The following is an 18,582-nucleotide window of genomic DNA, read 5'->3' on the forward strand; positions in this document are numbered from 1 at the left end:
CTTTCTCCGCAAGAAAGAAAGGAATATCTGAAGATTAAAATACCGTCGGAGCGTCAGCGCTCCTGCCCCGGGAACTCCCTTGCATACGTAAACAGCATCACGTTTGCTCCTGCTTCGGTAAGCGTCCTCATACATTCGCCTGCCGTCGAGCCGGTCGTGAGTATATCGTCTATCAGCAAAATATTTTTTCCTTTGGGCTCTGCGTCTTCCCGCAGCCGAAACGCGCCGCGCACGTTGCGTCCGCGCTCCTGCGCGCTGAGCTTATATTGCGGCTTAGTCTCCCGTACTCTGACGAGCGCCGCTTTTCCCGGAATTTCCAGAAGCATTCCCAGATGCAGGGCCAGAAATTCCGATTGATCGTAACCTCGTATCTTTTTTCGTGTTTCGTGGATAGGTACGAACGTGACCATATCCGCGTTCACATCGTATGGCGCAAGAAACTCAGCCATACGCTGCGCCATGAACAGGGAAACGTGAGGAGAATCATCATATTTAAAACGATGGATCAGGCTGCGCACGATGCCGCCGTAGCGGTAGGCGAACAAAGTTCCGCCTATAAAGCCGTCGTGATTGCAAAGTGCTTCCTCTTCCCTTGCGCATTCCATACACACAGGGTCTCCTTCGGGTATTTCCCGTCCGCAGTATACGCATTTTTCACCCATGCGCATCGTCTGCCGTGCAAAGTCAATCCACTTTCCCATTTTTAAGCCTGCCTAAATACATCAATTCCCGTTTCAGGACCGTCGCCCGCCGCCCCTGCCATACGTTTCCGACCATATATTCCAGCGTCGCCGCACTGCCCGCGATCAGCACCTTTTTCTTTGCTCGCGTTACGCCCGTGTAGAGCAGATTGCGCGTCAGAAACGGCTGTGCGCCGTACAGCATTGGCATCAGGATCACATCGAATTCGCTTCCCTGCGATTTATGAATGGTATAAGCATACGCCCCGTCCAGCTCGGAAAGCGCCTGTATTTCATACTCGCAGCGCCTCATATCCTCAAACAGCACGTCTACGGTTCCCGCTGCGATCCGCTGCACAGTGCCGATATCTCCGTTGAATACACCCTCGCCGAGCGCAAGCTCCGCATCGTTCCGCCATGCACGGGCATAATTGTTTTTGATCTGCATCACACGGTCGCCCTCGCGGAACGTTCTGTCTCCGAATACGATCTCTGCTTTTCCTGTCTTTGGCGGATTGATGCGCTCCCGTACCGCCGCATTGAGCGCAACTGTTCCGAGATCGGTCCGCTTGATGGGCGCGATCAGCTGAACATCCTCCCCTTTTTTGGTATAGGCTTCATATTCCGCACATAACAGCTCACGTACCTCCAAGGCACTGGAGCACTCCCGAAATTCAAAGGAACCGTCGCCTGTTTCCGGCATTTTTCCATTGAGGATATCGTATGCCGCATCCGCAATTCCGCCTGCGTTACGGAACCGGTGCGTGAGCTTCACGCACGGAACGATCTCCGATTCGATGATGTCTCCCATTACGTTTCCCGGCCCGACAGACGGAAGCTGGTCCGCATCGCCCACAAGAATGAGCCGCGCCTCCTCCGGAAGCGCCTTCAGCAGATTATGAAAGAGATAGACATCCAGCATGGATACCTCGTCCACGATGACCGCATCCGCATCGAGCGGATTTTCTTCATTCCTGCGGAAATAGCAGTTGTATTCATCCTCGTCATAGGAATATTCAAGCAGCCGGTGAAGCGTGGCCGCCTGCGTCCCCGTCGCCTCCTGCATACGCTTTGCCGCGCGCCCGGTCGGCGCGGCAAGGCTGCACGTAAGCCCCATGCCTCCCAGAATATTCAAAACCGCTTTCAGGATCGTTGTTTTCCCCGTTCCCGGACCGCCTGTAATGATGCAGATACGGTTCTCCACAGCGGCGCGTACTGCGCTTTGCTGTTCGTCTGTGAGGGAAAACGCTTTTTTTTGTTTCTTCAGCAGGCTTTCCAAATTCCTTACGCGGTTCGGCTCCTGAGCCCGCGCGAGGCCAAACAGCCGTGCGGCGCAGCGTGTTTCCGCATAATAGGCGGAGGCCAGAAAGACGGCTTGCTGATCGGGATAATATTTTTTGAGCACAAGTTTTTTTTCCCATACAAGCATAAGCAGCGCCCGGTCCACCTCTGCAGCCGCCACGCCCAAATTTTTAGCGACGTGCGGAATGAGACGCTTTCTATGCACATAAGTGCTTCCCTGTGCGAGCACCTTATGCAATACGTTCAATATCCCATTTTTGATGCGGAAGGGCGAGCACTCCTCGATGCCGATCTGCAGAGCGATCCGGTCGGCCGTAAGAAAATCGATCCCGCGGACGTGCTCGATCAGCAAATAAGGGTTTTCCCGCACAAGTTTCGCAGCAGCATCTCCGAGCGCAGCGGCGGCAGCCGTCGCCTGACGTGCCGTAAGGCCCATACCCATCAGCTCAGAATAGACGTATTTCTTTTGCTCATATTCTTTGATCGCTTCGTGTACGCTGTCTGCAAGGCGGCCCGATATCCCGCGGATGCGCGTGAGCTCCCGGTGGTCGTTTTCGATCACATCAAAGGTGTCCTCCCCGAATTCCTCAACGATACGTGTGGCGAGCACTTCCCCCAGCCCTTTGATGAATCCGCCCGACAAAAAGAGCACGATATCGTTTAAATCGTGCGGCAGGGCGCTTTCATAGGACTGCACCGCAAACTGCGTTCCATATTTTGCATGATTTTTATATGCACCAAAAAAGCGCGTACGCTCCCCGGGCTTAAGACCGGGCATGTTGCCCACCACAATGGTGGGCTCTTCCGCCTCGATCTCCGCCACGGTGTAACCATCCGCGCTTTCATAGATGATGCTTATGACCGTACCTTCAAGCGTTTCGTTCAAATCTCTTTCTTGATGGCCTCAACCATATCAAGCCTCTCCCACGGCAGATCCAGATCGTCCCTGCCAAAATGGCCGTATGCCGCAGTCTGGCGATAGATGGGCTTTCTGAGCTGGAGCTTTTCGATGATCGCTTTCGGACGGAGGTCAAACAGCTTCGTCACGATGTCCGCAATCTCCGTGCTGTGCTTTTTGCCTGTCCCAAACGTTTCCACAAATACCGAAACCGGACGCGCAACGCCGATGGCATAAGCAAGCTGGATCTCGCAGCGGTCTGCAAGCCCTGCCGCAACAACGTTCTTCGCAACATAGCGTGCTGCGTATGCCGCGCTTCTGTCTACCTTGGACGGGTCTTTGCCCGAGAAAGCGCCGCCGCCGTGACGGCCCATTCCGCCGTAGGTATCGACAATGATCTTGCGGCCCGTAAGCCCGCTGTCGCCTTTCGGCCCGCCAATCACAAAACGGCCCGTCGGGTTCACATAGATCTTCGTATCGTCGTCCATCATATCGGCCGGGATCACCGGATTGATGACCTGCTCGATCATATCGCGCCGAATCTGCGCCTGCGTCGCTTCCGGATCGTGCTGCGTAGAGATGACGACCGCATCTACACGGACCGGCTTCCAGTTCTCGTCATATTCGATCGTGACCTGAGATTTTCCGTCCGGCCGCAGATAATCGAGCGTACCGTTTTTACGCACCTCTGCAAGACGGCGCGCAAGCTTATGCGCAAGATAGATCGGCATCGGCATATATTCGGGCGTTTCGTTGCACGCATAACCGAACATCATACCCTGATCGCCCGCACCGTTTTCCGCATCGTCCTGATTTTCACGCGTTTCGAGCGCTTTGTCAACGCCCATCGCAATATCCGGCGACTGTTCGTCTATCGAGGTGATCACGCCGCAGGTTTCGCCGTCAAAGCCATAATCCGCCTTATCGAAGCCGATCTGCTTGATCGTCTCACGCGCGATTTTTGCGATATCTACATACGCGTTTGTCGTGATCTCGCCCATAACGAGCACAAGACCCGTATTGACCGACGTTTCACACGCCACACGCGCGTTGGGGTCCTGCTCTAAGATCGCGTCCAGAACGGAATCCGAAATCTGGTCGCAGACTTTATCCGGATGCCCTTCCGTAACGGATTCCGAAGTAAATAATCTTCTCATATTTTTTCCTCCATTGATCGATATACGAAAACGTATGATTTTACTTATCCCATATTATAACAAAGAGACGCACGCTTTTCAATGGAAAAAACAGCACGGAAACCCGTTATGGGAGCAGGTTTCCCGCTTTTCCTCCTCTTTTATTTGAACACCCGTTCTAATCTTCCTTTAAATTGCGGCATTTTTATTGAACGCCTGTTCCAATAAAAATCTGCCCGGCTGAAAAAATTTTTTCCGCTCCTTTACGCCCGCGCAGGTTTATACCGGTCCTCCAGCCTGCTCATCCAAAGACCAAGCGCAATGCCTGCGATGCAGGTGGGGATACACGCCAAGCCCTCGAGGCTCAAATAATTGAAGTCCAGCGGTACGATAATGACGGTAGATGCGGCCACCACGCCGAGTATCACATGGAACACTCCTGCATAGGCCTTTGCAAAGAGCGCGTCCATCAGCTTAGAGAGTGCAAGCAGACAAATCAGCAGGCCCAGTATGAGAGGCAGGATCACGCTGACGTCGAGCGTTTTGAACGCCGTTACCATCGCCCCATACATTCCCATGTAAAGCAAAAAGTTGGAGGGGCTGAGGCCGGGGATCAATATTCCCAGCGCAATGATCGCACCGCCCAGCAGCCACGTGCCGAAATTCTGCGGCACATTGCCCGCAAAAGCGCTTTCACCAAAACGCAGCAGGAAAAATCCGGCGACAAACGCCACAGCCATAATGACTAAATGGCGGGGGCTGCGTCCTTTCTTCCCGCCCTCCTTCCACAGAGCGGGAAACGTTCCGATGATCGCCCCAATAAAAAACCACATCGTGGGGGCTAGATAGCGGTCCAGAAAATATTCCAGCGGATAGGACAGGAGCACGATGCCTCCCAGCATACCGATCGCGACCGGAATAAAAAACAGGACGTTTTTCTTAAAATCTCTTGTAATATGCGCCAGAAAGGATATGATGCGTTCATACAGTCCAAAAATGGCTGCAAGCGCGCCTCCGCTGACGCCGGGCAGAATGAACCCCGTGCCTACGAATACGCCCTTTACGAGCCGGAGCAGCCAGTCGGCAGCCCCGCCGCCCGTTTTTCTATGATCTCTTCTTTTTTCCATCATGCTGCAATTCTTCTCCTTTTTTCGGCCCTCTTCGGCCCGCCTTTGTCAAAACAATTACGTTAAAAAGATACTATATCTATGGTATAATTGCAATGAAATGAAAATGTTATTTAGAAACTGTTAATTAATTGGTCTATTTATTATGCGTTTTCCGCGCTGTTAACGCATTTCAGAGTGCTTGAAAGCACAGAAAATAAAGTCAAAGTCTAACAAATGTCTAACAAATTATAGCTAAAAATGCCGCCCACGCATCAGCGCAAGCGGCCCTTTCTCCATATTATGTATCAAGCATCCGAATGCCAGTGCATCATCTCCTGCACCGCTTTTTCAAAACTCCCGCACGGGCAGAATCTCTGCTCATACTGTTTACTTTCGGGAAAATCCTCTTTGCAAAAATCCCTCTTATCAAAGATATCTGCTTCGTATTCCCCGTTACAATAGCGCCGCTGAACAACCATGAATTTCCACTCCATAAAGCCTCTCTCCTTTCGCGCTTCTACGCATAGGCGGCATGAATGGCAGCCGTCAATCTCAAACACTATTCCCTTTTATCTGATGTATGTAAAAACTGTTTTGTGCTTTCATTTTAATCCTCATTTTTAATGAAAGCAATATAAAATTAGAATTATCTACATAGGTTTATAAAATCAAAAAACCGCCCACATCAACCCGATGCAGGCGGTCTTTAGTTGTCTAATCCGGTTCCCCATCCGTGGGAGGTGAGCCAGTCGATGGAGCGCCAATCGCTATATGAATTACCATCGAGCAGTTGACGTATTTAATATTTGCGATGTAAAATATATTTATAACTAATAAGGAGCCTTGATAATGGGGAAAGATGGTAGCTTTAAAACAATAGATTCTCTAATGAGGCACTTACGGAACAACCATGCAATTTCAATTGGTGGGAGTACGCAAAAAAGAAACTTAAAAAACATCGGCTACTTCCACGGCTTTAAGGGCTATCGATACATAATAACACCACGAAATAAAATTCCGTTTAATAATTTTAACGAAGTAATGGCGCTAAATAGATTTGACATGAATTTAAAGTCTCTTTTTTATAGCCAAATCATGTTTATAGAAACTGCGTTGAAGAACTATGCCGCAGAAATTGTCATGTGCGAATGCAACAGTAGTAGCTTTAACGACATTTATAACAAGCTACTCACCGCATACAAGGCTTATCCATCTAATAGCGATGCTTACAAACAGCTATACTTATTACGCTGCAAGGTGCGAGACGACACGCATAGTATGCTATCCTTTAATTATAGCAAAAACACAGCAAGCGTGAGACATTATTACAATTCGGATAGACCCGTTCCTATTTGGGCAATTTTTGAAGTAATTAGTATGGGGAAATTCGGTAATTTTATCAAAGCTTTAAATATAAGCACCAAGCAGAAAATCGTTGATAAATTAAGCTTAAATCCGTGCAATTGCAAGATTAAAAGTAAAAATCGCTTAATTGTCGATGTAGTTTTTGCTCTAAACAGCTTACGCAATGCAATTGCCCATAATCATGTAATATTTGATGTATCACGTTTTAGCGAACCTAAAAATATTCGTGGTGATTTTAAGTACTGTATTTCGCAAAATACGGGAGTTGACGATGTAACATTTGAATCAATTTTGGATTATTTGGTGCTAATTGTTTATTTACTAAAAGGATTACGAATTAGCAAAACCGAGCTAAATAGAATCATACGCGAATTCGAGAAATGCATTGAAGCATTTCGTGCAGATTTCCAGCTTAACGAATACAATTATATTGTGCGCACAAATACGCGAACAAAGCTCGCTCAATTGAAAGCATTTGTTAAAAACTCGTAAATTTTCAGATAAATGTTGATTATCTTCTCCGTGGTGTGGTATATTATAATTGTAATTGGGGTGGAAATCTTAATTTGTTAAGATGGAAGCCTAAGGAAGCCTGATGCGTCGGGCTTCTTTTTTTTACAAAAAACCATATTTATCTATAAAAAAATCGCGATTTTTTTTATAGATAAATGCTTTTTCGCGGCGTTGTTCTATTGATTTTCCGTTTTTCTTATACGCAAACAAAAAAGCGGGAGCTTTCGCCCCCGCCAATTTGTTACTCTTTCGTACTAAATGCATTCTTCACCCGGTCGATCAGCGTCTTTGCCGTCTCAAACAAACCGACGCTCAAAAGTCCGCTTGCAATACCGCCGATCAGGATCTCCGGCGTGAATGCCCACGCTTCGAGCCATGAATTGACGATCACGCCAATAACAACCAGAATCGCCGGAATCCAGTTATTCGGCAGCTTTGTGACCGCGTGCTTCAGCACAAACCCAAGGCCAAAGCAGATACCCATAACAATTGGTATTGCGTACTGTTCTAATACTTCCATTGCTTAATCCTCCTTTCCTTATTCCCACAAGATCGCCCACGTTTTCGGCCCAATCACGCCGTCCACTTCTCCAATGTCCCGGCCCTCGTTTTTCCTCGCCTGCTGGAACCGTATGACTGCTTCTTTCGTACTGTTCCCGAATACGCCGTCTATCCTGCCCGGCTGTGCAAGGTGCTTTTCCAGACGCTCCTGCGCCTGCCGCACATCGTCTCCGCGCATCATGGGAGAGGCCAGCTTTAAATTGCGTGTCAGCGCCGGGATAGACGCCGCGGGCGCGCTCTTTTCCGTCCACGTCCCGCCGAGCAAAGGCGTTGTATTTTTGCCGACCTGCCCGTCTATCTTCACGCCGCCGTTCTTCTGAACGTCCCTTACAGCGGCGTCCGTCTTTGTGCCAAAGTTGTTGTCGATCCCGGTGCTTCCCAGATCATAGCCCATCGCAAGCAGATTGTTCTGGATAGAACCGACCGCCGCTTCCTTGCTCCCTTTCTTCACAACATGGTCAAGTGTGAATGCCTTTTTGGTGTAGGTCGGCTCCGATGGAGCGGCCGGAGCATTTCCATCTGTATACATGAAATCCGGCCTGCCGTATTTCTTCCAGTTCCGCGCATTCAGGTCTGTTTCTACAACTCCATAATCACGGCCCCGTGCCTCTATAACCTTTCCGTCTCCAATATACACGCCAACGTGACCGGACTTTCCGTTGCTGTACTCAAAAACGAGATCGCCAGCCTGCAGGGCGCCTTTATCTATGGAAACGCACCGATTCCTATAGCCGTCTGCCGTATCGTCAAATCCCGCGTTTCCGTTCGCGTTGAGGCACGCGCCGATCAGGCCGGAGCAATCAAACGCGCCGATCATGTTCGGATCGTATTTCCCCTTATTTTTCTTCCAAAGAGAAATGGCTCTGTTCGCGTTCGTTGCGGACGTTTCCATTTTTCTGATCCAATCCTCGGTGATCTGTCCGCCGCGCTGCCCCTGCGCTCCCCATACATAAATTGAGCCACGCGCTGCTTCCTGTTTGACAAAATCGATCATTGTCTGTCTTGCTATTTTTTGCATACTAAACTCCTTTCTAATAAAAAAGACGCAGATGCGTCATTGTTCACTGTCTAAAAAAATCCGCTTCTTTTTGTAGAGAAGCTCGGATTCTTCCGCTGATTTTAAGTAATTATCATAGGCCGCCGTAAGCTGTCCGTTCGGCTTTTCTCCGTGCAGGCAGTCCACAATGGATTTCAATATCTTGCCGAGCGCCATCCACTCTTTGCTTTTCGCAAGGTCTATGTCATTCTCGATCAGCACAAGCTGTTTCCGGCGCTCCGCCTCCGCCTCCCGTTTCCGGCGTTCTTCGTCCCGCTCTTTATCCAGCCGATGCTTTAGATAGATCGTAACGATGCCACCCGCTCCCAAGATCGCCACGGCTACCGTTACGACTGCTTCTACGATCCCCATGTCTCATTCCCCCAGCCCGTCTATCTCTTCCTGTGTCAATATCCCTTTTTCCACAAGGAGCGCGGAAAGCGCATCGAATTTTTCCGCCTTTTCCTCAAGCTCCACAATTCTTTTTCGGTTTTCCTTTATCAGGAACCCAAACGCTGCAAGGAACGGATTTACCTGCAATCCCTCTACCTGCCTATTTCCGTCCGCGTCCTCCGAATAAAAGACGAATCGGTCGTCGATCTCCTCCACGTCGTCCGCAATGAATGAAATGGATTCGCCCGACCACGGCGCTCCCTCTTTCCATTTAAAAGCCACCGGGAGCATTTTAAGTACCTTTTCCGCTTCTTCCGGCGTCAGCTCCCGGATATCCTCTTTGAACCGTTTCGCAGAACCGCTTATATTTTGCGCATAGATCGTTTGCAGCGCAGTCCCTTGAATATTCCCTACGTAAAACGCCGTCGTAGACAACACGCCGCATGAGCTTTGGTAATCCCCCACGAACAGCGCGTTACCGTTTGACACATTGCCCGCTCCTACCCGAATACCACGCAGATATGCCCCGCTTTCGTCCGTTACCATGACATCATCGTCGCATCGTAAGACTAAATATCCCGCCGCGTTCCTTGAAACGTTCTGTGTGTAGATATTGTTCCATTCTTTTGCAGCAGTACCTAACGTGCTTACTCCTCCAACGCTTGGTATCACGTTTTTTACGCTGATATCCCCTGTGAACACTCCGCCGTCTTTTGTCATGAACCCTATCAGATCACCATTTTCGTCTACGACAAAAAATGATCCGTTTTTTAAAATGACGATATCCCCATATTCAGCATTTTCCGGCGCTGCCGCGCCTGTCATTTGTCTGTGCCTTTTAAACATAGCTTCCTCCTAAAAATCTTCGCCGCAGTCGTGTGCCGCAACGAGCGCTTTGATCTTTTCCCATAGCCGGGCAAGCCCCGCCTTATTCAAAAAAACAAACATCGTTCACCTCATACGCATATCTCATCTATTTCCCCATTCGTGATTGCAGCAAGGTCGCTTTCTTTCACATATCCCGTCATATCCACCGCAGTATCTCCGAGCCGTTCCATCGCTCCGTCGATCAGCATATATTCATCGTATAGGTTCCCATCGGCGCCCGATGATTTCCGGATCATATAGATCGTGTTACCATCTGCCGCCGACGGCTCCGGCAGAGCGGCTGCGATCTCACGCTTTAAATGTCCGGCCGCCGCTACTTTCTCTTGTATCGCCGCGTCGAGACCACTTATCATACTGGCAGGGTGGCTATCCGGGTGCATATATTTATTTGCCCCCGCTTCTATCCCCGCCAGCTTTTCTTTTTCCGCTGTCGTATAGTCGTTCGCGGAAAGCCCCTTACCGTTTACCTTATCCACCTTATTTGAAATTGCGCTGCTGACAAACGCTTTTAGCTTCTGCCATAAATATAAAACACCGTTGCTATCTAAATATTTGATTGCCATTTTTAAAAATCCTCACTATTCGCTCCATATACCGTATTCATCACGCTTACCTTTCCCGTGATGTTTCCGCTCACGATCTGCAAGACCGCGATCTCTCCCTCATAGATGCTCCCCGTGCCGTTTATATCTTCCTGTGTCAGCGCCGGAAACGTCGTTGTCGTTGAAAACTCCATGAGCCATTCTACTTGTCCGGGCCCTGTTTCAAGCGCTTCCTGCGTCATATCTACCCGGCATTTAAGACGGACATATCCGTCTGTAAGCGTTGGAGTTACCGCGATCGTGTCCGCCCCGTCGTTTGATATGATCCCTCCGGCCAGTATAAACACTCCGTCTCCTACTGTGATCGAGTTGGACGTAAAGGTCACGTCGCACCCTCTCAATATGCCGTCTCCGTGCATATTTTGAAATATCCTGCGCCAATTCTTTGCCGTGTTGTTCCTTTCCTCAAAAATGATCCCATTCAGCGCCATCCGTCTTTCCTCCTCATTTCAGCATTCCCTCCAATTCTTCATTTGTAATTGCTTCCGCCTCGATCTCAATGCTTTGCGCCGCTCCTGCCGTCTGCGGCTGTTCCCGCTTCCAAAGGTTCAGCTTTTCGTCCAGCATGATCCGCAGCTCGCCGCTCTTGTATACGTTCTTGCTCCGGTCGCTGCTTTTGCGGATCGCGGAGATGTAACTCGATAGAACCTGCCCGTCTTTCGTGCGAACAATCAGATTGTCATAGAAATTATATTCTTTACTGCACGCAAACTCGATGAGGTGCGAATCGCTGTTCTCCGCGAATTTGTTTTTGACCTCCTCCGCAGCGTCCTCCGCCTCGCTCACATTCAATATTTCCCATGTGCCATCCACCCGGTTTTCATCGGTGTAAGTGTTCGTGATCGTGCCATCTGTAAGCAAGTACCAATCCTGCCGCGCCCCGGTGTCCTCCGCTATGGTCGTTATCTTTCCGATCGCCTCATGTGCGAACGATTCCTCTAAAATCTCATAGTCCGAAAGGTCGAGGAAGATTTTATGCGTCTGCCTGTCGCGGTGGAAGAGCCGCATCACAAGCCCACCGTTTACTACCGAATACGAAGTATGAATGTTATATAATCGCCTCACCTTTGACAGATACGACTTGATATTCCAAACTCCGTCCTCCACATCCGGCAATGCGCTTCCCGTCGTCGATGTAGATGCGATCACCGTTAAAAACGGCGTGGCGTATACCGCGTCGGATAGTTTGACGTAATACTTGTCGATCAGCGATTTTATATACTGCTCGATACTCTCGCCGACCGTTCCGGGGTCGTCCGGGATATCCCGCGCAAACAGCGTGTCAATGTCATTGCAGGTGATATCCAGCGTCTCCCTGTCCTTGTCCACCTCCTTGATGATCCCGAAGAATCCCTCCGTAAAGAAAAAATCCCCGGCCTTTGCCGAAGATTCGTTCCCGCGTATTTTGAAGTCCGAAACTTCATCATAGATGGACTGCACGGTCATGTCGTAGGTGAGCGCCGTCGCGTGGTGCTTGAGGGCGAATGTATGGCGGTCCCGTATGTACGTTATCACTATGCATCACCCCTTGAAATACTCGTGCACATGCAGAACGTGCGTTATCTCCGTTCCTGCCGTTGTGTCCGCTGTCAGCGTCGCCCGCACTTCTTTCCCGACCGGGAGCGTGAAGAAGTTTGCTACGTTCTCGTTCAGCGATTCCACAAGATCAGTTCTGGTGTTTCCGCTCACTTTCCACACCCCGTCAGCGTTCGGACGGGAAGAATAGTAGATATGATCTCCTGCCGCGACTGATACGCCGGACAGGTCGAGCGCTCCGATCAGCGCGCCCGTGGCGTTGTCCTCGACCTTGAAGTAGATATTCGAGCACGGCCCGTTGATAGTCAGCTCCATTGCCGCCGGGAAATGCCCCTGAGGAGTAAAGACCTGTGCGTCTCCCGCACCACTATCTGAAAATTTAAACGGAAACTTGAACGTAAACTTCATTGGATTGATGCTTTCCTCCGTCCTGAACAGAAACGTCAGCGGGTTCTTTTTGTGGTACGGGCTTGTGCCCGTGAATGTGACCGGGCATTCGAGCACCCCTGTCAGTTCCTTTTCCGAAAGCTCGAGCCCCGTCACGATCACATCAACGTATAGCTCCCGCGTTCCGTACGGTACGTAGACGAGCTGCAGGCCCTCCGCGCTGTTCACCCAGTCCACAAACTCCTGATAGGTTTGATAGGGCTCCTGCACATCCGGCATAAACACCATCGTTCCGCTGATACTCGGCTGCGCGTAATCCCGTGAGGATTCCGAGAAAAAGCCGTATTCCACCTGCACGAAACCGATGTCCTCCGCATAGCCGAGGCCGGACGGCTCCCACATGAAGCGTTTATTGTCCTGCAGGGAAAGCCTGCGGCCTGTATTGTCCTCTAAATAGAATCTTCTCAATCTAACCTCCTGCCTGCCCATTTGCTGAAATTCTTGAATAGTCGCACTTGAGCGCCGTCACTTAAATCACTAGTATATACATTAAGCTGATACGTGTTGCCGCCGCTGCCGCCTCCGTTGTTATCCAGCACACCCTGAATGATACCGCCTAAACGGTCAAGCGGTATGATCGCCTCCGGCCCGCGCTCCGCTACCCGTACGATCTGTTCACGCGAGATGATACCGCCTGTTGCAAAGCTCTGGAATTTTGCGCCGCTTCCTGTACTCGATACGGATATCTCGAAATTAAATTTGCTTTTCAGCGTACTGACGACATTGTCTGCCACATCATGCAGTTTCCATGCCATGTCCCGCATGCCGGACGCAAGGCGGTTGATGATTCCGATACCGAGCCAATAAAAGGGGCCGTTTTCGCCTATCATGTCGCTCACTCTGTTCAGCGTATCCTGCATAGAGGATTCAAATTCTGTTTGCATCGCATCATTTGACGCTATTCCGGCACCGCCTGCTTCTTCTGCGCTGTACCCCACTTCATGCGTTTTAGCGTCCATTCCGGGCTTTGCAACACTAAGCGCATTTCCATAGGCATTCGCTAAAGCCCATGCCATATTTCCGCCACCTTCACCGAAGTCTGCTACCATCTGACTTACGATTGCCATAGAATCCTTGCTATAGTCACCGAGTGTTTCGATATATGCAAGCATATTGTTTTTCATAGATTCGTTACTCTGCAATTCTGCTTGCTGCCGCAGTTCTGCAAGGCCAGATTCATAATCTAAAACGGCTTGTGTATTGGAATTTAAATTGTCTATTCGTTCTTTCAAGGAAATCTGATCTTCGTAGTTTATCGCGTCATTACTATTGGTCAGAATTTCTAAACGCTTTTGCTGTAGCTCTTGCTCTTTCTGGACGAGTTCCGTCAGCGAATTATATTGCTCTTCATTTTTGGCTTTATATGTATCAAGCTGTTTAGTCTGCTCCTCATCTAAAGCCTGCCCATTCTCCTGCATACGGAGAAGTTGCAATGCTTGGGCTTCAGTTAGGTTTGAAACCGCCTCCGCATTTCTGTCCACGGATTCTGTGTTTCCGTCAAATGCGATCTCATTCTCATTTGCTACTTTTGTTAAGTATTCCAACTGATCCGCTGTTAGTTCTTCTTGATCTACAGTATTAGCTAAAACTTCGCCTGCTGATTTCAACTCCTTGTTCCACGAGTATTGAAATTCTGATGCAAGTTCTGTCCAGTTTCCGGCTTCTATGAGCCCATTGATGTAATTTTGTTGTTCCTCGGTCAGGTCACCCATATTTTTTTGGATCGCTTCAACAGCCATAATTCTGTTTTTCTCGATCTCGACCTGCTCGCGCATGATATCCGTAAACGCTTCCTGATAGGCTTGCGCGCGGGCATTTTTCAGGAGGGCATCTGTATTGTTTTGTATTTCAATTGTACTTTCGTTCAATAGACCCGTTGCTTCATTGATTGTCGCAGCAGTTCCACCAACGGTTGAGTTGTATTGTTCAGTCACCTGCGCAAGCATTTGCCGCTTTGCCGCGGCTTCCGTCTCCGAATGATTTCCTTGCTTTAATTCATCGTTGTACCGCATCATGGTTGCAAGCAGATCGTCTGCAATATTCTTTGTAGCCGCATACGCCGCTTCCGATTCATTAAATATTATTGCTGTATCTTCTATTGATCCAGACAAATCCTGTGATGCGCTTTTTAATTCTTCCATTTCATCAGACGCCTTACCGAGTTCTGATGCAAAACTAATAACTAAAGATACAACGGTTACGATTGCTCCTATAATTGTACTCATGCTTGCCGCATTGATAGACTGTATCGCGCTTACGGCTCCGCTTGCTGCGTTTTTAATCGCCGTAACAAATGTTCCGAGAGATTTAACGACATTCCCTATAATACTTGATATCTTCCATGCAGCGAAACCTGCTGCGATGCTACCGACTACCGTTAAAATAACCTCTCCGTTCTCTATCACAAAAATTGCAAAATCCGCAAATGCTTTAGCGGCTCCTCCCAAAAACTCTCCGATTTTTTTGATTGAGTTTTGCACAGACGGGCTCGCAAGCTTTTCACTCAATGCCTGCCCTGTTGTTTCAAGCGCAGGTATCATTCCTTCGAGAAGCAACGTCTTGGTATCGGTGAGCGCCGTCATAACAGGCTGCATCGCCGCGCCTACTTTGGAGAGCATTTCCGTGTATCGCGTCTGCGCCGTAGAATACGCGATCAAATCCGCATTCGCTTCTTTATACTGCGCGTTGAGGTCTGCCATGCCGTTTTTGGCGAGGATATCCACCGCATATTGCTGTTTTTCCGCGGAGGTCGTGCATTTCTGCAATCCTTTGTTAAAGTCCTCAAGATTTACGCCTAAGCGCTCTAACAGCTCCCCATACTGCCCCGTCGCCTCTCCGGTCGCAAGCGTTTCCTGCAAGGAATCTGCAAGGGATTCTATTTTAAGCGTGTCCGGGAACGCAACGACAGCGCCGGAAAGATTGTTCACAGCGTCGGTCAGCGTTTCCCCTGTGAATCCCGCTTTCAAAAGGTTAGACAAAGCCTCTACAGAGGAATCCGTTTCGTCGGTAATTGCGACAAAATATTCCAGATCGTCAGTTACATCGTCTATGCCCGTCCCCGCTGCTTTTGCGTTCTGTTCCAGTTTTGATAAATCAGAACGAAACTCTTTCGTTTCCTCTACCGCATCCGTCAGAAATGTTACAGCGCTGCCAGCAAATTCTAGCAATTTTGTTGCGACGTTTCCTAAAACTGTTCCGAGGGCTACTCCGCCTACACTTAGCGATTTCATATCTTTCTCGCTTTTTTGTGCAGCATTTCCCATTTTATCGAATGCTTCATCTGTTTGCTGCGCTTCATTTTGCAGGCGATTTAACGAATTTTCGGTAGATATGACTTGTCTTTCTAATGCCCTGTATTGGTCTGCGCCGATTTCTCCGCGTTCAAGTTGCGCTTTCGCCTGCTCCTGCGCTGACTTAAGGACGTTCAGTTTTTTCGTTGTATTCTCTATAGACTTTGCCAGCACTTCCTGTTTTTGTGCCAATAGCGTTGTATTAGTCGGGTCTAATTTAAGTAGCTTATCTATAACGCGCAGTTCGCTATTCAAAGATGATGCAGTCTTGCTTACATCCTTTAACGCCTTATTTAACGGCTGTGTATCACCGCCGATCTCGACAGTAATTCCCTTTATCCTTTGTGCCATGTCTTAACCTCATAGATATTTGTCGATATCCTCTTGCGTTGCAATATATATCCTGTCTTTTTCGGGTGTGAACTCTGAAAGGACATCCTGCAACATTCCGATTGTCATAAATTCAAAATCCGCGACGGAAAACCCGCTGTTTATCGCAGCCGCAATCAACCCTTGCGTCGTGAGCTTCCCGCCGCTTTTCTGTTTTTTATTCGTGTCGTAGAAATAAAGTTAGCTAAAATAAGCTCGTAAGTCTCCGCGAACACGTCCATTATTGGAAACGCATCGAATTGTTCAAGCCATTGTTCAAGTGGCGGCACGGAAGCGTCTGCGGCTTTTGCCATCGTCCAGATCACTTGAACGATCCCAACGCTGTCCAGATTTCCAATACCGTCTAAATTAAATGTAGCGTTTCCTGCTTTGTCAAAATTCATCATCTTCATGATGCTGCCTTGAACTTCCATAATGTCCCGCCCAAATTCACGGCGGTAGATGATGGCCTGCATTGCGTTGGCCTTTAATCTTACGTCTTTATCTCCAATTTTTATCACTTTTTCCATTTCATATCTCCTAATTTTTTGTATAATAAAAGACACCCACGTTTGTGAGCGTCTTTATATTCTTTCTATTTTATTTATTCACAATATTCTGGCCGTTTCGCTTCACAGACGTTTTACACGCCTTTTTGTGTATCAGTACTGCCACCGCGATAGCAGCGGCTACACCAATTACAATATACAGCCAAAACCATTCATTAAAAACAGAACTGATAAAGTAAATCAGCAGTATCATCAGTAAACATATAACGATGATTTGTATTAACGATTTCATAGATCCTCCATCAAAATTCGTAATGTGTCCACATTCTTAATATCTTGACTGTATTTTCGCTTTCATACACCTGATATACAAGCCTGTGCTTCGCGTTTATCCTTCTGGAATAAAATCCTTTCAACTCTCCCTGCAATTTTTCATATGGCGGCGGATTGCGAAACGGATTCTCCCGCAAGACATTCATAAGCTCCTTGATTTGCTTTTCAAGGTTCACTGCCTTTATATTCTGAACGTGTTTTAATGATTTTTTGGAATATACGATCCGGTACATTACCATTCGACCTCATTTTCCGGCACGCATTCTTCAAGCGGTTCCGCCGCAGCAGCCTTAATTTCATCAACTAAGCCCGGAACAGAATTCAAATACATCGTTTCCATCAGACCGTTATAATCTTCCTCGCTTATCATGACCGCATTTCCATCTTTCGTGGTAATCTGCACAGGTTGATTATATTTAACTGTCTGTTCAAGCAAACTGAACATATTTTTCCTAAAATTTGTCGCATTCGTATTTAACATCCTGCTCGCCTCCTTTATATGTACATTATAGCGTACATATGATAGGCTGTCAATCTATTCAAACATAAAACCGCCCATTTCTGATCGGTTTCATTTGATTTTATATGGTATAAAATAGGCGAACTCAAAATAGCGTTTGCTCATTAGTTTTTGCCGAAAACCTTAGATAACACAACAAAAATCATACTCAAATAAGCAAGCGCTCTTGTACAAACTCTTGCTATACTACCTATTAGGTTTTCGGCAACTTAAATATACAATTTCAGGTTTTGGCAGTCAATGACTATGCTCCCTTTGTCACCGTGATCGTATAATCTTTAGATTGTCCGCCATTTTCTACCGTAATAACAACAGTATTAGAACCTTCCTGCCATGTGATCGCGGAACCGTTTGATACTGGCGCATCATTTGCCATGATCGACACAGTAGCATTCGGGTCATTTGCCTGCGCGTTGATCGTGTTAGTAGCATTTGTTGTTGTCGCTGTATACGAAACTGTTTCCGGCGCAAACGTCGGCTCAAGTGTTACCGTTCCGAGCGAAAGGCTTTGCAGCGTCACGTCTGCCGTAAACTCACCGGATGGGATATAGACCTCGTTGTACCAAGCGTTAAACGTTTCCGCATCGGTGTTCTGCGTGGTATGCGCCCTTACGATGCCGCTTTCAGGGAGCGGACTTACCGTAATATTCATAGTAGAGGTCTGCGGCTCCGTTGTCTCTCCCTTTGTCGCAGCTGTATCGGAACCGCGGCTCACCTGTACGTTATATAGAACGCGCCGCGCGGCCTTTTCGTCACCTTCCACCTGATACAGTATAGCCACAGGTTTGGGATTCGTGTTCGCGTTCTCGACCATTACCCCGTTTTCATCCAGCGTATTCCCGAGCACGTTTGTTTGGAACCACTCGTCAAACAACGCCATTTCAATAGAACCAGTATATCCCTGATTCGCCGACGCCGTGTAGTACGTTATGTTATCCGCATAAAACGGCGTGTCGCTGCCGTTCGGATCGAGCGTCAGATTGACCGCTCCTGGGTGTTTGTGCGGCGTACCGTATTCCACTTCTCCATTACTACCTATGTTCAGCAGAGCAAACCATACGTTGCTCAAACCGAATTGCACTTTGTTAGCCATAA

At 48.4% G+C, this 18,582-nt stretch carries 20 protein-coding genes; 1 reads left to right on the forward strand and 19 read right to left on the reverse strand.

Annotated elements, in window-relative coordinates; translation table 11 throughout:
- Positions 1-53: 53 nt before the first annotated feature.
- From PUP29_RS05695 to PUP29_RS05715, 5 genes are all read right to left on the reverse strand, one after another.
- The gene (locus tag PUP29_RS05695; RefSeq protein WP_079546732.1) at positions 54-701 is read right to left on the reverse strand and encodes a ComF family protein; all 648 of its coding nucleotides are present in this window, start codon (positions 699-701) and stop codon (positions 54-56) included.
- Positions 685-2,868: an SF1B family DNA helicase RecD2 gene (gene recD2 / locus PUP29_RS05700; protein WP_079546731.1), complete on the reverse strand. Its 2,184-nt coding sequence runs from the start codon at positions 2,866-2,868 to the stop codon at positions 685-687. Before recD2 ends, PUP29_RS05695 begins: the two co-directional genes overlap by 17 nt.
- The gene (gene metK, locus PUP29_RS05705; protein ID WP_079546730.1) at positions 2,865-4,037 is read right to left on the reverse strand and encodes a methionine adenosyltransferase; all 1,173 of its coding nucleotides are present in this window, start codon (positions 4,035-4,037) and stop codon (positions 2,865-2,867) included. Before metK ends, recD2 begins: the two co-directional genes overlap by 4 nt.
- A 242-nt stretch (positions 4,038-4,279) precedes the next feature.
- Entirely contained in the window at positions 4,280-5,143 is an 864-nt protein-coding gene (locus tag PUP29_RS05710; protein ID WP_353424062.1) for a DUF368 domain-containing protein, read from the reverse strand.
- A gap of 287 nt (positions 5,144-5,430) precedes the next feature.
- The gene (locus PUP29_RS05715; RefSeq protein ID WP_079546960.1) at positions 5,431-5,619 is read right to left on the reverse strand and encodes a hypothetical protein; all 189 of its coding nucleotides are present in this window, start codon (positions 5,617-5,619) and stop codon (positions 5,431-5,433) included.
- Positions 5,620-5,974: 355 nt separating this feature from the next.
- Between PUP29_RS05715 and PUP29_RS05720 the strand changes: the two genes are divergently transcribed.
- Positions 5,975-6,982, forward strand: coding sequence for an Abi family protein (locus PUP29_RS05720; RefSeq protein WP_353423972.1), 1,008 nt, complete (start codon positions 5,975-5,977; stop codon positions 6,980-6,982).
- 262 nt (positions 6,983-7,244) lie between these two features.
- Here PUP29_RS05720 and PUP29_RS05725 read toward each other — a convergent pair whose 3' ends face one another.
- The 14 genes from PUP29_RS05725 to PUP29_RS05790 all read right to left on the reverse strand — a co-directional run bounded on the left by PUP29_RS05725 (position 7,245) and on the right by PUP29_RS05790 (position 18,580).
- Positions 7,245-7,523, reverse strand: coding sequence for a phage holin family protein (locus tag PUP29_RS05725; protein WP_079547105.1), 279 nt, complete (start codon positions 7,521-7,523; stop codon positions 7,245-7,247).
- Positions 7,524-7,541: 18 nt separating this feature from the next.
- Positions 7,542-8,582, reverse strand: coding sequence for a peptidoglycan-binding protein (locus PUP29_RS05730; protein ID WP_353423973.1), 1,041 nt, complete (start codon positions 8,580-8,582; stop codon positions 7,542-7,544).
- 36 nt (positions 8,583-8,618) lie between these two features.
- On the reverse strand, positions 8,619-8,972 hold the full coding sequence (locus PUP29_RS05735) for a hypothetical protein (RefSeq protein WP_079547103.1): 354 nt from the start codon (positions 8,970-8,972) through the stop codon (positions 8,619-8,621).
- Positions 8,973-8,975: 3 nt separating this feature from the next.
- Positions 8,976-9,839, reverse strand: coding sequence for a tail fiber domain-containing protein (locus PUP29_RS05740; protein ID WP_353423974.1), 864 nt, complete (start codon positions 9,837-9,839; stop codon positions 8,976-8,978).
- A gap of 110 nt (positions 9,840-9,949) precedes the next feature.
- Complete coding sequence (locus tag PUP29_RS05745; protein WP_353423975.1) at positions 9,950-10,444, reverse strand: hypothetical protein; 495 nt, start codon at positions 10,442-10,444, stop codon at positions 9,950-9,952.
- A 2-nt stretch (positions 10,445-10,446) separates the two neighbouring features.
- Entirely contained in the window at positions 10,447-10,914 is a 468-nt protein-coding gene (locus PUP29_RS05750; protein WP_353423976.1) for a hypothetical protein, read from the reverse strand.
- Positions 10,915-10,927: 13 nt separating this feature from the next.
- On the reverse strand, positions 10,928-11,998 hold the full coding sequence (locus PUP29_RS05755; RefSeq protein WP_353423977.1) for a hypothetical protein: 1,071 nt from the start codon (positions 11,996-11,998) through the stop codon (positions 10,928-10,930).
- A 6-nt stretch (positions 11,999-12,004) separates the two neighbouring features.
- Positions 12,005-12,874, reverse strand: a complete 870-nt coding sequence (locus PUP29_RS05760) for a phage distal tail protein domain-containing protein (protein ID WP_353423978.1) — start codon at positions 12,872-12,874, stop codon at positions 12,005-12,007.
- Positions 12,871-16,107 carry a hypothetical protein gene (locus tag PUP29_RS05765; protein WP_353423979.1) on the reverse strand — a complete coding sequence of 1,079 codons (3,237 nt, stop codon included), beginning with the start codon at positions 16,105-16,107 and terminating at the stop codon, positions 12,871-12,873. The genes PUP29_RS05760 and PUP29_RS05765 overlap by 4 nt, the downstream gene beginning before the upstream one ends.
- Before the next feature lie 155 nt (positions 16,108-16,262).
- The gene (locus tag PUP29_RS05770; RefSeq protein ID WP_353423980.1) at positions 16,263-16,655 is read right to left on the reverse strand and encodes a hypothetical protein; all 393 of its coding nucleotides are present in this window, start codon (positions 16,653-16,655) and stop codon (positions 16,263-16,265) included.
- 70 nt (positions 16,656-16,725) lie between these two features.
- Complete coding sequence (locus tag PUP29_RS05775; RefSeq protein WP_353423981.1) at positions 16,726-16,926, reverse strand: hypothetical protein; 201 nt, start codon at positions 16,924-16,926, stop codon at positions 16,726-16,728.
- A gap of 10 nt (positions 16,927-16,936) precedes the next feature.
- A complete protein-coding gene (locus tag PUP29_RS05780; protein WP_353423982.1) occupies positions 16,937-17,200 on the reverse strand; it encodes a Txe/YoeB family addiction module toxin in 264 nt (87 codons plus the stop codon).
- Positions 17,200-17,448: a type II toxin-antitoxin system Phd/YefM family antitoxin gene (locus PUP29_RS05785; RefSeq protein WP_353423983.1), complete on the reverse strand. Its 249-nt coding sequence runs from the start codon at positions 17,446-17,448 to the stop codon at positions 17,200-17,202. Before PUP29_RS05785 ends, PUP29_RS05780 begins: the two co-directional genes overlap by 1 nt.
- Before the next feature lie 283 nt (positions 17,449-17,731).
- Complete coding sequence (locus PUP29_RS05790; RefSeq protein WP_353423984.1) at positions 17,732-18,580, reverse strand: major tail protein; 849 nt, start codon at positions 18,578-18,580, stop codon at positions 17,732-17,734.
- Between the last annotated feature and the right edge of the window lie 2 nt (positions 18,581-18,582).

The organism is Christensenella massiliensis (assembly GCF_040409835.1).
Taxonomy (GTDB): domain Bacteria; phylum Bacillota; class Clostridia; order Christensenellales; family Christensenellaceae; genus Christensenella; species Christensenella massiliensis.

What these genes read in the sequence shown, in the direction of transcription:
- PUP29_RS05750 (WP_353423976.1), bottom strand. Translation starts at nt 10,914, where the DNA reads ATGGCGCTGAATGGGATCATTTTTGAGGAAAGGAACAACACGGCAAAG.
- PUP29_RS05770 (WP_353423980.1), bottom strand. Translation starts at nt 16,655, where the DNA reads ATGGAAAAAGTGATAAAAATTGGAGATAAAGACGTAAGATTAAAGGCC.
- PUP29_RS05785 (WP_353423983.1), bottom strand. Translation starts at nt 17,448, where the DNA reads ATGTTAAATACGAATGCGACAAATTTTAGGAAAAATATGTTCAGTTTG.
- PUP29_RS05725 (WP_079547105.1), bottom strand. Translation starts at nt 7,523, where the DNA reads ATGGAAGTATTAGAACAGTACGCAATACCAATTGTTATGGGTATCTGC.
- PUP29_RS05735 (WP_079547103.1), bottom strand. Translation starts at nt 8,972, where the DNA reads ATGGGGATCGTAGAAGCAGTCGTAACGGTAGCCGTGGCGATCTTGGGA.
- PUP29_RS05720 (WP_353423972.1), top strand. Translation starts at nt 5,975, where the DNA reads ATGGGGAAAGATGGTAGCTTTAAAACAATAGATTCTCTAATGAGGCAC.
- PUP29_RS05790 (WP_353423984.1), bottom strand. Translation starts at nt 18,580, where the DNA reads ATGGCTAACAAAGTGCAATTCGGTTTGAGCAACGTATGGTTTGCTCTG.
- PUP29_RS05775 (WP_353423981.1), bottom strand. Translation starts at nt 16,926, where the DNA reads ATGAAATCGTTAATACAAATCATCGTTATATGTTTACTGATGATACTG.
- PUP29_RS05695 (WP_079546732.1), bottom strand. Translation starts at nt 701, where the DNA reads ATGGGAAAGTGGATTGACTTTGCACGGCAGACGATGCGCATGGGTGAA.
- PUP29_RS05730 (WP_353423973.1), bottom strand. Translation starts at nt 8,582, where the DNA reads ATGCAAAAAATAGCAAGACAGACAATGATCGATTTTGTCAAACAGGAA.
- PUP29_RS05710 (WP_353424062.1), bottom strand. Translation starts at nt 5,143, where the DNA reads ATGGAAAAAAGAAGAGATCATAGAAAAACGGGCGGCGGGGCTGCCGAC.
- PUP29_RS05745 (WP_353423975.1), bottom strand. Translation starts at nt 10,444, where the DNA reads ATGGCAATCAAATATTTAGATAGCAACGGTGTTTTATATTTATGGCAG.
- metK (WP_079546730.1), bottom strand. Translation starts at nt 4,037, where the DNA reads ATGAGAAGATTATTTACTTCGGAATCCGTTACGGAAGGGCATCCGGAT.
- PUP29_RS05740 (WP_353423974.1), bottom strand. Translation starts at nt 9,839, where the DNA reads ATGTTTAAAAGGCACAGACAAATGACAGGCGCGGCAGCGCCGGAAAAT.
- PUP29_RS05765 (WP_353423979.1), bottom strand. Translation starts at nt 16,107, where the DNA reads ATGGCACAAAGGATAAAGGGAATTACTGTCGAGATCGGCGGTGATACA.
- PUP29_RS05780 (WP_353423982.1), bottom strand. Translation starts at nt 17,200, where the DNA reads ATGTACCGGATCGTATATTCCAAAAAATCATTAAAACACGTTCAGAAT.
- PUP29_RS05715 (WP_079546960.1), bottom strand. Translation starts at nt 5,619, where the DNA reads ATGGAGTGGAAATTCATGGTTGTTCAGCGGCGCTATTGTAACGGGGAA.